Below are 13,642 nucleotides of genomic sequence, written 5' to 3'. Positions count from 1 at the left end.
TATAGGTAAGTAACTTTTTTTCCTTTATGTGTTATCGCATCTAACTCGAACACGTTGTTCTTGTAGCAAATGTACGAATGTAACTAATACTGTTTTCTGGGTTAATTGCTTTTCATTCGTTTCATTTTTTTCGTGTATGGAATTTACTTGAACAGACTCAATAGGAGTATTGTCGTAATTTTCATTAACCTTGTCTGATAAACTTGTATGTTCATGAATTTCAGAAAAAATTAAACGACAATATGGCTCCTCTGGATAATAAGTTACAGTGTTGAATAGTTTAGTGTTAATTTGAGGGACTTCTTTATTGTCTGGGTCAAAAAAGTCAAAGGTTTTTTGAGTAATCGCTCCAAACATCGGTGGATGGAGAAAATCATCAATTTCGACAATTGTGGAGAATGGTCTTTTTTTTGTCATTGAATAAACTTTTCCATCCTTATAAAATGGTTCTGTTTCAAGATCCTGGTTAGCGGCAGTATATTCAATGTTTTGGGAGATATATCCTTCTATAAATAAGTTTCCTTTTAAAGCTTTAGACATCCCGTTATCTAATGGTCCGGAAAAACGAGTGGGTACAAATTTACTATTTGATAGGACAACTTTATTGGAAATTGTGTTAATCTGCATAAATTTTTCTTTAAACAATACCGCTTCTTCTAAACAAATATCTACTTTGTATTCCCCAACTACAACCGGAACTCTAATATTTACAAAATCAAAAGAAGTGCTAGTTTGATTATCTTTCCCCTCCGTTTTATTAATGGGTGAATCATGTACGGGAACGACATGCGAATCCTCCTCGTACATATCTTCATCGATGCTCTTGCGGTTAAAAACTTTATATTTTTCACCTGCTTCGTTGGACTCAGAAGGATCGTTCGTATCCAAAGCAGAATCCATTGGAGAATAATTGCTACCATCGGTTTGGAAATTCTGCTGATCATTAGTGGGTTCGGTTATGTTCATAGCGCAATTCACTTCAGCTTCTGGTTCCATTTCAGAAGGCTGCTCAATACCTATACACGCAGGTGATTCGCATGGATTCTCGTTTATTTCTGTAAGAGATTTTCCGTTAACATCATCAGCTTCGTCTGAGATACAACGGCTAGAAATCAGATTGGATAGTCGACAATCAATTCTGATTTCTGTGAAATCTTTGTTTTTACTGCAGTAGGGGGAAGTAGAATTTATTTGAACTCTAGAAGAATTAACAATGTTTATTTGTTTGGATATAATTTCCTGCATCTTTGTCGAATTCACCCATGGAGTCTTCACTATACTCAACTCCTAAATGAAATTTTTTTCCCTGTTATTTATGTATGCTGTTTCTCCGCTATTGTTCCTATGTATCTGTATATATTCTGGCACCCACTGAAAGCAGTATGTTGAGGGAAAAGAACGCATATATGTGGGGAGTAGAAGATTTGATGCCATTCGACAGTTCAAGAGTCTTCATTCTAGAACAAGTCGTGTATGAAGAATTTAAGAAGAATGATAAAACGAATGGAAGGAAAGGGGTAAGGAAGTATAGCAAAACGAGACGAGTCTACCTTCAAAAACTGAAAGTAGACTCGTTTTTTTATGAAAAAATTTAATAGCTCATCAAAAGGCCTAAGTGTTTCAGCGGTCTTGATAAAAGGGAGTAATCTTTAAACAAATCAGAATGGGAAGGATTGGTTGGAAGCACCTTCTCTTATTGGAATTTTACTGTTCCGATATTTGATGGCATTAGGGCAAGTGAATAAAAAAGAATGCCCGATTGTCCAAACGCCTCAAATGCAATCCGAATAAATTGAAATAAAAGGAGTGAAAAGATGGGATATACTTATATTCACAAAAGTTATGGAAAACGTGAGTGGAATCGATCTAATTGTAAATGTGACCATAGGAATCGGTGTCGGTATTGTTGTGTTAAGAATGTACCTGGCCCACAAGGAATCCCCGGCCCACCAGGCCCACCAGGCACAGGAGGCGTCACTCCAAGTGTTGAAAGATACTTTCATATTGTAACCTTAGATATTGAGACTACTGAAACGATTTCTTCGAATCAATTTACAAACGATAATGGGGAACTAGCAACTGGATTTCTGACGGGACAAAATAGTTATGTGAATTTATTTCTTAATGGAATACTACAACCGGGTAATTCATACCTTATAAATGAAAAAGCTTTAACTATCATTCCTAATGGCGGCACTATTTACGAAGGCTCTTCAATTATTCTTGAAATAGTGATGTTTTATAATCAAGAAGACGGAAGATAAATGTGTGACTATATTAGGTTAATAGCTCTTCCCTTTTTCAATTATGCACATTAACTAGAGTATGAAAGAAAAGGGGAGGTGTATAGAAATGGCGATAGTCAAACCTTTTATAGCTGGTAGAAAATTTACGGCTACTGCTGGTTCAGGGACTGGTACAGGAGCTACATTTTTAATTGACGCAACTGAATTTACTAATGACGCTGGTGTTGCTGCTACAGCATTTCCGGCTTCATTTGCGTATTACACTCTTTATATAAACGCGATGATTCAGACTTCAGATACTTCATCTGTTACCACTGCAGCTATCACGATTCCTGGTGGCGATGTATTAGATCCAGATACTCCAATTGTTGTTGAGTTTATCGTAACGTAATCAATCTACAGGGATTTAAAATCGGACAAGATTATTAAAAAAGAAAATATTTAGCGGAAAATAGAAACGGGAAACTTTAAACATTTAAGGTTTCCCGTTTCGTAATTTTCATTTGACCTTTAAGATTAAAAGTAGATATTTTTGCAAAAAAATCATATAAAAATTCACGCAAAATAAAACTAATTTTTACATGGAATCGTCTAAGGTATAGAAAGAAAGGGTGAGATACGTGAAGGAGTTAGTTGCAGAAGCTCTCCGAAATGGCGAGGAGGACGCGCTGCTTGATGAAATTATGACGGTGTATGGACAAGATATCTTGCAGCTTGTTTATTCGTATGTGAAGAACCTTCCATTGGCAGAAGATTTAACTCAGGAAATCTTCGTGAAATGCTATCAAGCACTGCCGAGGTACAGGGGACAGGCGAAAATACGTACTTGGCTATGGCGGATCGCGATCAATCATTGTAAAGATTACTTGAAGAGCTGGTATTATCACCAAGTCGAATTAGACGCTGAAAATCATGCTGCTTTTCAAGCAGTAGATCATGTTGAACAAGATATCATTCAAAAGGATGAGGATCAGGTATTAGCAGATGCTGTCATGAATCTTCCGGTGAAGTACAGAGAAGTGATTTATTTGTATTATTTTCAAGAGCTTACGATTAAAGAATTGGCAGAAATGACAAGGAACAGTCAGAGCACGATTAAAACAAGAATGCGCAGGGCGAAACAAATATTAAAGAACAGTTTGGAGGGAACAGGATGGAAAATCGATTAAAACAGTTGAAAAAAGCGATGAAGACTACTGTTTTTTCAGGCGTGAATTTTTCAGAAAAACATCAGAAAAACATTCGTCAGGCCGTTGTAAATGAAGGAGCCGGTGAAGAGGAAGTCATTCTTGCGATTTTTAGAATGTTGAAAAGTGAAAAAAGCGGCTTTGAAATTATGGACGTTCTGACGAGTAAAGGGAATATAAAGTTCGCTGATCATGAAGGTTTGTTGTATGCATTACTACATGATTTAGAACAAAAAGAGTACATACAAGCATATTGGGGAACTTCCGAGCAAAAATTATACAAATTGAATGATAAAGGGCGGAAGCTGTTGAGCAAAGCGGAGACAAAAAAAGAATCGGCCTCATTTGTTCTTCAAACCGTAATGGGTGGATAATTCTATGAATAAAGAAAAGTTTTTGTCCGAAGTATCGCGTAGTATTCGTTCCACGGAAGCTAGGAAACTCGTTGAAGTAGAACTGAATAATCATTTGAAACAATCAATAGAAGCGCTAAAGAAACAAGGGTTAAATGATGAAGAAGCTGAACAAAAGGCCGTTTTAAGAATGGGGAGTCCAATCCTCCTTGGGCAAAAAATGGATCGTTTGCACCGCCCGAAAGTGGATTGGAAAATGATTGGCTTGTTTTTGTTTATCGTTGTTCTTGGAATGGTGCCAATATTTGTGTTCGAATCTGAACATACGGCGATGGCCTTTCTTCAGAAGTTCATTGTAACGTTTATTGGAATTGCTTTCGCCGCAGTTCTCATGTTTTTTGATTATCAAAAATTGCAAAAACTAGGTATTGGCTGGTTCATAATTGGTTGGGGAATAATTTCTTTTGCACTCATTTCAGGAAATATGGTACACGGAAGTGTTACTCTCGTGTTAGGACCATTTTCAACGGATATATCGATCACACTGCCACTCTTTTTATTAGGATGGGCAAGGATTTTTCGAAATGAAAAAATGAAAATGTATATGGTCGTGATTTTATATCTAGTTACAAGCTATTTAATTATATTAACCCCCAATCTTTTCGTTTTTGGCATGTTCACGATTATCACAGGTGTAATGTTGTGGGGAAGTCATTTTGAGAAAAGGAAAGTTATTTGGTCTTATATAATTTCATTGGTGATTGGTGCGTCGATACCGCTATATGTTTGGTTTACCTCTGGAATTAAGGAATATCAACTAACACGTTTACTGGCGTATCTACATTCTGAAAAATATGCAGATTCATCTGGATATCACTATGTAAAAATCAAAGAACTCCGAGATGGAACCGGATGGTTTTGGCAGTCGTTACCTGAATCAGGATTGATGTTACCAGAGAGTACAACGGATTTTGTTTTCATTTCTTTATCTTATACCCTAGGATGGACATTTGCGGTTGTGTTGGGAGGCACATTGTTGTTGCTAATCTGTCGCATGCTTATTGTTGTTAAAACGGTCCGTGATGGATACGGAAAGTTACTTGTAATCGGCGCCTTAAGTCTTTTCGCCTTTCAGGTGGTGTTTAATCTTGGGATGTCATTGGGGCTATTTCCGATCATGAGTGTATCACTCCCATTTATAAGTTACGGAAATATGCAGGTCCTGTTGAATGCGGGGCTCATCGGTCTTGTATTAAGTGTGTATCGAAAAAAAGATTTGATTCGATCTAAGACTCTATAAGTGAAAACGAGAATTTTCTTTAAAAAAGAAATTCTCGTTTTTTATGTTTCTTGAATTTTTTTAAAAGGTCAAAAGTTCTATTAATATAGAAAATAAGTCACAGCAATGATGTAAGCGGATTCAATTGAATCGATAAAATAGAATAGTCAAATAATTAGGAAAAAGGTATTGACGTGCTTTAAATATCAGCGTAATATTAGTTTCAAATACAACAGCTTTTACATTCTTCTAAAAATTATAAGAATTTAAATAGCTGACTACTACGCAAATTTTAGCGAGTAATATAATAATAAAATTCAACATGTTAAAGCATTGATGAGGATAAGTAATCTTTTGAGCAGACATTTACAGAGAGCCGGGTAGCTGGAAGCCGGTAATGTCCAAAAGGTGAACTCACCTCTGAGTTTCAGCCCGAAAGTGTACGAGTAAGGCTGAACGGGTGCCAACCAGCACCCGTTATCAAAATACAGTACAGAGTGAAATCTGTTTAGAGTGCGCACGTATTTTGTGCGAATTAGGGTGGTACCGTGGATAGGATATATAGCCTCTTCACCCCTTTAAGTAATGCAACAGCATGCTTAATGAGGTGAGGGGCTTTTTATATGTTTTTCGCCTTTATTGAGTAAAAGCATTACCACAATCAAACAAAAAATAAGCGAAGGAGGTCTTTTCAAATGACAGAAAAAGCAGTGGTAACAGCCAGAAAAGCGGAACATCAACTAAAAAGCGGGGCCGCTTTTCTGATTGATGCCCTGAAAAAGGAACAAGTTGAAGTCATTTTTGGATATCCGGGTGGAGCTGTTCTACCGATTTACGATGAAATTTACCGATCAGGCATGGTACACATCCTACCGCGTCATGAACAAGGTTCCATTCATGCGGCAGAAGGGTACGCCCGAATTACTGGAAAACCTGGGGTAGTTATTGCTACATCTGGCCCAGGGGCAACGAATATTGTGACTGGCCTTGCAGATGCGATGATTGATTCAATTCCTTTAGTTGTCTTCACTGGACAGGTTGCTACGTCCGTCATTGGCTCAGATGCCTTCCAGGAAGCAGATGTTATCGGAATTACAACGCCAATCACGAAGTATAACTATCAAGTAAGAAAACCGGAAGACCTCCCGCGCATAATCAAAGAAGCGTTCTATATTGCTTCAAGCGGTCGACCGGGACCTGTACTCATTGATATACCTAAAGATGTAGCAACGATAGACGGTAAGGTTGGCGAGGAACCGCAAATCGATTTACCAGGCTATCAGCCAACTACACAGCCGAATTATTTGCAAATCAGGAAAATGGTAGAAGCTGTGAGCAGTTCAAAAAAACCAGTCATTTTAGCTGGAGCTGGTATCCTGCATGCAAAAGCATCCGAAAAACTTTTGCAATACGCACAGCAACAAGGTATTCCTGTTGTGCATACACTTTTAGGACTCGGTGGATTCCCGGCTGACCATCCACTATTCATCGGAATGGGCGGAATGCATGGAATCTATGCAGCCAATATGGCGCTCTCAACATGTGATTTGCTCATTAATATCGGGGCGCGCTTCGATGACCGATTAACTGGAAATTTAGCGGAATTTGCGCCAAACGCCAAGGTTGCACATATTGATATTGATCCTGCTGAAATTGGGAAAAACGTACCGACGAAGATCCCGATTGTAGGGTGTGCCAAAGAAGCACTAGAGCAATTAGTTGCACAAGACGGCAAGAAGCCTGAGCTGACAGAGTGGATAAAAACGATCAAAGACTGGAAAGAAGAATTCCCATTTGTATACGACAAAGAGTCAGATACATTGAAGCCGCAAAAAGTGATTGAACTTTTACATGAAAAAACGGCTGGTGATGCGATTGTCGTAACAGATGTTGGTCAACATCAAATGTGGGCCGCTCAATATTTTACGTTTAATAAACCGAATGCTTGGGTAACTTCAGGTGGACTTGGAACGATGGGATTTTGTATACCAGCAGCAGTTGGTGCGCAAATTGCCGAACCTGACGCGACAGTATTTGCTGTAGTAGGTGATGGCGGATTCCAGATGACGAGTCAGGAATTAGCCGTAATGGCTGAATTAAATCTTCCTGTCAAAATTATCATCGTGAACAATCATGCGCTAGGGATGGTTAGACAATGGCAGTCAGAGTTTTATGAGGGACGCTTCTCTCATAGTAAATTTGATTATCAACCAGACTTTGTTAAATTAGCTAATGCGTACGGAATTCCGGCTTTTAAAGTCGATAATGAGACAGATGCTAGTGCCAAAATTGAAGAAGCACTTGCGATCAAAGGACCTGTACTCATTGACTTTGAAGTAGAAGCGGAAGAAAATGTCTATCCGATGGTGGCGCCGGGTAAAGGGCTGCATGAAATGGTAGGTGTGAAGCTATGAAGAAAGGCATTCTAACCCTAACTGTAAACAATCGCCCTGGCGTGTTAAACCGAATTACCAATTTGTTTACGAAACGAAATTATAATATTGAAAGCATATCTGTTGGACAGTCTGAACAAGAAAACATCTCAAGAATAACTGTAGTTGTTCATGTTGAAGATGAGAATGTCATTGAACAGATGACGAAACAGCTAAATAAACAAATTGATGTATTAAAAGTAACAGATATTAGCGATCAATCCATTGTAGCGAGAGAGTTAGCTCTTGTAAAAGTGCTTGCTTCAAGCCAAACCCGTACGGAGATTTATTCATTAATTGAACCATTCCGCGGCTCGGTCATTGATGTCAGCAAAGATAGCCTCACGATACAAATTACTGGAGAGTCCGATAAGGTAGAAGCGTTCATTGAATTGCTTAAGCCCTATGGAATAAAAGAACTTGCGCGAACCGGCACAGCTGCCTTTCCGCGCGGTACACAAAAACAGTCGGTTGTAAAAAGCTTTACGATTGTCTAATAAAGTGAAGCTTCCATCAGTGATGGATTTTCTAACTAATAGTTAATAGAACTATGCAAGGATTTACAGGCTGTTTATACTTGCATATTAAGGCGGTATTACAGCTTGATTAATCAGAAAAAAATGACTAATGAGAAAAAGGGAGATGTATTAAAATGACAAAAGTATATTATAACGGTGACGCAAACGAAACGTATTTAGCAAATAAAAAAGTAGCAGTAATCGGGTATGGTTCTCAAGGACACGCTCATTCACAAAACCTTCGCGATAGTGGTGTTGATGTAGTAATCGGTCTTAGAAAAGGAAATTCATGGGATAAAGCAGAAGAAGATGGTTTCCAAGTTTATTCTGTAAAAGAAGCAGCAGATCAAGCAGACGTAATCATGATCCTTCTTCCAGATGAAATGCAAACAAAAGTATATCAAGAAGAAATCCAACCCGTACTAAGAGCTGGTCAAGCATTGCTTTTCGCACACGGATTCAATATTCATTTTAATCAAATCGTTCCTCCAGCAGATGTAGATGTTCTATTAGTTGCTCCCAAAGGTCCTGGACATCTTGTAAGACGTACGTACGAACAAGGCGCAGGTGTACCAGCATTATTTGCTATCTATCAAAATGTGACTGGCGAAGCACAAGAATTAGCTCTTGCTTACGCTCAAGGAATCGGTTCATTACGTGCTGGTGGTTTGGAAACAACATTTAAGGAAGAAACAGAAACAGATTTATTTGGAGAACAAGCTGTACTTTGCGGCGGATTAACGTCATTGGTAAAAGCTGGATTCGAAACATTAACAGAAGCAGGCTATCAACCAGAAGTTGCATACTTTGAATGTTTACATGAATTGAAACTAATCATCGACTTAATGTACGAAGGCGGACTAGAAAACATGCGTTATAGCATTTCGGATACAGCTCAGTGGGGAGATTTCGTTTCAGGACCACGCGTTGTGACTGAAAACGTAAAAGCAGAAATGAAAAAAGTGTTGAAAGATATTCAAGATGGTGAATTTGCTAAAGGTTGGATTCTAGAAAACCAAGCAAATCGTCCAGTATTCACAGCAATCAATAACCGTGAAAATGAACACCAAATTGAAGTAGTTGGCCGTAAGCTTCGCGCAATGATGCCTTTTGTACAACAGCAACAAAAAGCTAAGAAAGAGGTGGTGACTGTTGCGAAAAATTAATATTTTCGATACTACACTTAGAGATGGTGAACAATCAGCAGGTGTGAACTTGAACTTCTCTGAGAAAGTAGAAATTGCTCTACAATTAGAACGATTGGGAGTAGATATTATCGAAGCAGGATTCCCTGCGGCATCAAAAGGCGATTTCGCATCTGTTCAAGAAATTGCTAAAAAAATTCGCACAAGCTCGGTTACCGGGCTTGCGCGAGCAGTGCAAAGTGATATCGATGCAGCATGGGAAGCATTAAAAGATGGTGCAGAGCCAAGATTGCATACGTTTATTGCCACTTCACCGATTCACCGTGAATATAAATTGAAGCTCTCAAAAGAACAAGTAGTGGAACGTGCGGTACAGACAGTAGCTTATGCTGCCAGCCGCTTTCCACTTGTTCAATGGTCGGCAGAGGACGCAAGTCGGACTGAGCTTGATTATTTAGCTGAAATCGTAGAAGCGGTAATTGGTGCTGGGGCGAGGATTATTAATATTCCAGATACGGTTGGCTATACAACACCAAAGGAATATGCAGAGATTTTTACGTATCTACGCGAACATGTTCCTTCTATTAATAAGGTGCAATTATCAACACACTGTCATGATGATATTGGAATGGCTACAGCTAACTCACTGGCTGCTATCGAAGCAGGCGCCACTCAGGTGGAAGGTACCATTAATGGGATCGGTGAACGAGCTGGGAATGCTGCACTGGAAGAAGTCGCAGTAGCGCTACATATCCGCAGTGACCATTATCAAGCAAATACAAGGCTGACTCTTAATGAAATTAAACGTACAAGCGATATGATCAGTAAATTGACCGGTATGATCATTCCGCCAAACAAAGCGATTATTGGTAGAAATGCATATGCACATGAATCTGGCATTCATCAGGATGGCTATTTAAAAGAAAAATCTACTTATGAAATTATCTCTCCTGAACTAGTCGGTGTGTCTACAGATGTGCTAGTGCTAGGAAAACATTCCGGACGACATGCTTTCAAAAACAGGCTGGATGAATTGAAATTGTACGTAACGGATGAAGAAATGAACCGTCTGTTTGTTCAATTCAAAGCATTAGCGGATAAGAAAAAAGAAATGACAGATGAGGATCTTGTAGCACTTGTTCTTGAAGAGAAAATTTCGAAGGATGATCGCTTCTTTGAATTAGATTCCTTACAGGTTACGTATGGAACGAACCAAATCCCGACGGCGACTGTTACATTGAAAAATGGAAATACAGACCTAATACAAGAAGCAGCTACAGGTGCTGGTAGCATCGAAGCCCTTTACAATACGCTAGAACGATGTCTGGACAATAAAGTGAATCTGCTTGATTACCGCATCCAATCCGTTGGAGCCGGCCGTGACGCCTTGGCTCAGGTGTTTGTGAAAATCCGTTATCGTGGGATGGAAACAAGTGGTCGAGGCCTACATCAGGATGTATTGGAAGCATCTGCAAGAGCGTATCTAAATGCAGTAAATCGCATCATCTATTTGAGTGAAAAAGATACCGTTCTACAATAACAGCGAGAAGTTATGTTCAAAAAAGAGGATAAAAACACACTTTATCTAATTTTTTGAACATCCTCTAAAAAGGAGAGAGAAAGATGAAAAGGAAAATTGCAGTGTTGCCTGGAGATGGTATCGGAAAAGAAGTGGCGGGAGGTGCAGTTGAAATACTCGAAGCCGTCGCAGAACGATTCGAGCATGAATTCACCTTTGAATATGGCCAAATCGGTGGGGCAGCCATTGATGCAACAGGACAACCACTTCCTGATGAAACCATTGAATTGTGTAAATCAAGTGATGCAATTCTTCTTGGTGCAGTTGGTGGGCCAAAGTGGGATAGTCAGCCCACTCATTTACGCCCGGAACGCGGGTTACTGAAAATCCGGAAAGATTTAAATCTTTATGCCAATCTGAGGCCAATTAGCTATTTTTCTAGTTTGTCGGAAGCCTCTCCGCTGAAACAAGAAATTATTGAAGACGTGGATTTTATCATTGTACGAGAATTAACTGGTGGCCTTTATTTCGGAAAACCAAGTGAACGTACGATTTTTGAAGGTAAGGAAGCTGTCGTTGATACGTTATTTTACCAAAAAGAAGAAATGAGACGAATCATTGAACTTTCTTTTGAAATCGCAAGCCAAAGACAGAAAAAAGTAACGTCTGTCGATAAAGCGAATGTGCTTGAATCAAGTAGACTATGGCGTGAAACGGCAGAGGAAGTGGCAAAGAATTATCCTGATGTAACATTAGAGCATATGCTTGTGGATAATGCCGCGATGCAATTGATTCGCAATCCTAGACAATTCGATGTTGTGGTCACAGAAAATATGTTTGGGGATATTTTAAGTGATGAAGCATCGGTGCTAACAGGATCACTTGGAATGCTTTCTTCTGCATCAATTTCAGTAGACGGACCTAGTTTATTCGAACCAATCCATGGTTCAGCGCCAGATATTGCTGGCAAAAACGTAGCGAATCCGCTTGCAACGATTCTTTCAGCAGCATATATGCTTAGATTGTCGTTTGGAATGGAGAAAGAAGCAGAAGCTGTTGAAAAGGCAGTTCACTCTGTACTCGATTCAGGATTCAGAACAATTGATATCGCTGGGAATAATACAGAGAGCTTGTCAACTGAAGAAATGATTGCTGAAGTCAAAGCTGCTCTTTTAAATGAAGTAGCAATCTAAAGCAAGATGGGTGTTAATGAGTAAATGTGATTCACAAAGAAGACGGCTCAAATAAGCCTTCTTTCAGCCATTATTGGTGAAGGAAGAGTCTTTTTTGAGCTATTTTAAAAAAGTCACATAAATGGTGCAATAATGGCATCGTTTTATGAAGGAAGAATGTATAAAAGTCATAAAACCAGCTCCAATTAAGTGATGGAGTGATTGTCACATTTTTAGGTTTTTACACATTGTCTAGCTTAACTTTAAAAGGTCATGTTAGTTAGCTGTTTAAGTTAAGCGCTGGTCCATCCTTATTCTTCATAAATTATAACAGCTAAACATTAAAAATTTTGTGAGGTGAGCAAGCGTGGGGAAATCAATTATTGAAAAAATTTGGGAGCAACATATCGTTCATCAAGAGGAAAATAAACCGGACTTATTATATATTGATCTGCATTATATTCATGAAGTCACTTCACCGCAAGCATTTGAGGGTTTAAGGCTAAAAGGTAGGAAAGTAAGACGACCTGACCGGACGTTTGCGACGATGGATCATAACGTTCCAACAATCAATCGTTATTTTATTGAAGATGAGATTGCTTTGAAACAGTTGACGGCTCTTGAAACGAATTGTCGTGATTTCGGAATTGAGCTTGCAGATTTGAACAGTCCAGATCAAGGGATTGTCCATGTCATCGGACCTGAAATGGGATTAACACAGCCGGGAATGACTATTGTTTGCGGAGATAGCCACACATCAACTCATGGCGCGTTTGGTTCGATTGCTTTTGGGATTGGAACAAGTGAAGTGGAGCATGTTTTTGCAACACAGACACTATGGCAAACAAAACCGAAGACGCTAAAACTTGAAGTGAACGGGAAATTAAGGTTTGGTGTAACGGCAAAAGACGTTATTTTATACGTAATTGCCAAGTATGGCGTGAATTTTGGGAATGGCTATATTGTTGAATATTGCGGAGAAGTCTTCCGAAATATGTCGATGGAAGAACGCATGACCGTTTGTAATATGTCGATTGAAGGCGGTGCGCGTGCTGGGTTAGTTAGCCCGGATGAAACAACATTCTCATATATAAAGGGCAGAAAGTTTGTGCCGACAGGCGAAGAGTTTGAACAAAGTGTGAATCAATGGAAACTTCTGGCTAGTGATGAGGATGCAGTCTATGACAGGGAAATCACAATTGATGCAGAGCAAATTTCGCCGATGGTTAGCTGGGGAACAAATCCTGGCATGGCAAGTGCTGTGGATGAGAACATCCCTGTTGGGTCAAGTGATACGATTGATGAAAAAGAATTGCAACGTGCTCTCGAATATATGGGGTTAACGGAAGGGATGCAGATTACCGATATTCCGGTTCAGCATGTATTCATTGGGTCTTGTACGAATTCACGTATTGAAGATTTGCGAAAAGCAGCCGATGTTATATCGGGGAAACAAGTGCATAAAGGAGTCCGGGCAATGGTTGTCCCTGGTTCGCAAAAGGTAAAGAAACAAGCCGAGGAAGAAGGGCTTGATGAAGTATTTAAGTCAGCGGGTTTTGAATGGCGGGACTCTGGCTGTAGCATGTGTTTAGGCATGAATCCAGATGCAGTTCCAGCAGGAGAGCACTGTGCCTCAACGTCCAATCGGAACTTCGAAGGTCGTCAAGGTGCAGGTGCACGAACGCATTTAGTCAGCCCGGAAATGGCGGCTGCGGCTGCGCTTTATGGGAAATTTATTGATATCAGAAATTTAGAAAACTCATCAGAAATGCATCAATTACATTAATTTAG

13 protein-coding genes and 1 other annotated feature are annotated in these 13,642 nt (G+C 39.4%); of the genes, 12 read left to right on the top strand and 1 reads right to left on the bottom strand.

From position 1 onward, the window contains the following. Positions 1-24: 24 nt before the first annotated feature. Positions 25-1,275 (bottom strand): DUF7852 domain-containing protein, encoded by a 1,251-nt coding sequence (locus tag AC625_RS17740; protein ID WP_049682499.1) that lies wholly within the window; start codon positions 1,273-1,275, stop codon positions 25-27. Between the two features lie 149 nt (positions 1,276-1,424). On the opposite strand from AC625_RS17740, the gene AC625_RS26935 reads away from it, so the two are divergent. The 12 genes from AC625_RS26935 (at position 1,425) to leuC (ending at position 13,637) form a co-directional block, all read left to right on the top strand. After that, complete coding sequence (locus AC625_RS26935) at positions 1,425-1,595, top strand: hypothetical protein (protein WP_180320119.1); 171 nt, start codon at positions 1,425-1,427, stop codon at positions 1,593-1,595. A 219-nt stretch (positions 1,596-1,814) separates the two neighbouring features. Next, on the top strand, positions 1,815-2,264 hold the full coding sequence (locus AC625_RS17735; protein WP_049682498.1) for a DUF4183 domain-containing protein: 450 nt from the start codon (positions 1,815-1,817) through the stop codon (positions 2,262-2,264). A gap of 88 nt (positions 2,265-2,352) precedes the next feature. Next, complete coding sequence (locus tag AC625_RS17730) at positions 2,353-2,637, top strand: DUF4183 domain-containing protein (protein ID WP_049682497.1); 285 nt, start codon at positions 2,353-2,355, stop codon at positions 2,635-2,637. A 229-nt stretch (positions 2,638-2,866) separates the two neighbouring features. Beyond that, on the top strand, positions 2,867-3,415 hold the full coding sequence (locus AC625_RS17725) for a sigma-70 family RNA polymerase sigma factor (protein WP_049682496.1): 549 nt from the start codon (positions 2,867-2,869) through the stop codon (positions 3,413-3,415). Beyond that, positions 3,400-3,807 carry a PadR family transcriptional regulator gene (locus AC625_RS17720; protein ID WP_049682495.1) on the top strand — a complete coding sequence of 136 codons (408 nt, stop codon included), beginning with the start codon at positions 3,400-3,402 and terminating at the stop codon, positions 3,805-3,807. The genes AC625_RS17725 and AC625_RS17720 overlap by 16 nt, the downstream gene beginning before the upstream one ends. A gap of 4 nt (positions 3,808-3,811) precedes the next feature. Continuing rightward, entirely contained in the window at positions 3,812-5,086 is a 1,275-nt protein-coding gene (locus tag AC625_RS17715) for an FtsW/RodA/SpoVE family cell cycle protein (RefSeq protein ID WP_049682494.1), read from the top strand. Between the two features lie 303 nt (positions 5,087-5,389). Beyond that, positions 5,390-5,646, top strand: a binding site (T-box leader). A gap of 114 nt (positions 5,647-5,760) precedes the next feature. Then, positions 5,761-7,479 (top strand): acetolactate synthase large subunit, encoded by a 1,719-nt coding sequence (gene ilvB / locus AC625_RS17710; RefSeq protein WP_049682493.1) that lies wholly within the window; start codon positions 5,761-5,763, stop codon positions 7,477-7,479. Continuing rightward, on the top strand, positions 7,476-7,994 hold the full coding sequence (gene ilvN, locus AC625_RS17705; protein ID WP_049682492.1) for an acetolactate synthase small subunit: 519 nt from the start codon (positions 7,476-7,478) through the stop codon (positions 7,992-7,994). The genes ilvB and ilvN overlap by 4 nt, the downstream gene beginning before the upstream one ends. Before the next feature lie 155 nt (positions 7,995-8,149). Further along, on the top strand, positions 8,150-9,181 hold the full coding sequence (ilvC, locus tag AC625_RS17700; protein ID WP_049682491.1) for a ketol-acid reductoisomerase: 1,032 nt from the start codon (positions 8,150-8,152) through the stop codon (positions 9,179-9,181). After that, on the top strand, positions 9,168-10,700 hold the full coding sequence (locus AC625_RS17695; protein WP_049682490.1) for a 2-isopropylmalate synthase: 1,533 nt from the start codon (positions 9,168-9,170) through the stop codon (positions 10,698-10,700). Before ilvC ends, AC625_RS17695 begins: the two co-directional genes overlap by 14 nt. A gap of 83 nt (positions 10,701-10,783) precedes the next feature. Then, positions 10,784-11,872 (top strand): 3-isopropylmalate dehydrogenase, encoded by a 1,089-nt coding sequence (gene leuB / locus AC625_RS17690; protein ID WP_049682489.1) that lies wholly within the window; start codon positions 10,784-10,786, stop codon positions 11,870-11,872. A gap of 346 nt (positions 11,873-12,218) precedes the next feature. Beyond that, positions 12,219-13,637, top strand: a complete 1,419-nt coding sequence (leuC, locus tag AC625_RS17685; RefSeq protein WP_049682488.1) for a 3-isopropylmalate dehydratase large subunit — start codon at positions 12,219-12,221, stop codon at positions 13,635-13,637. Positions 13,638-13,642: the final 5 nt, after the last annotated feature.

The organism is Peribacillus loiseleuriae, assembly GCF_001183985.1.
Lineage (GTDB): Bacteria > Bacillota > Bacilli > Bacillales > DSM-1321 > Peribacillus > Peribacillus loiseleuriae.
The sequence above is the reverse complement of the archived record's forward strand: the minus strand, read 5'-3'. Positions and strand labels throughout refer to the sequence as shown.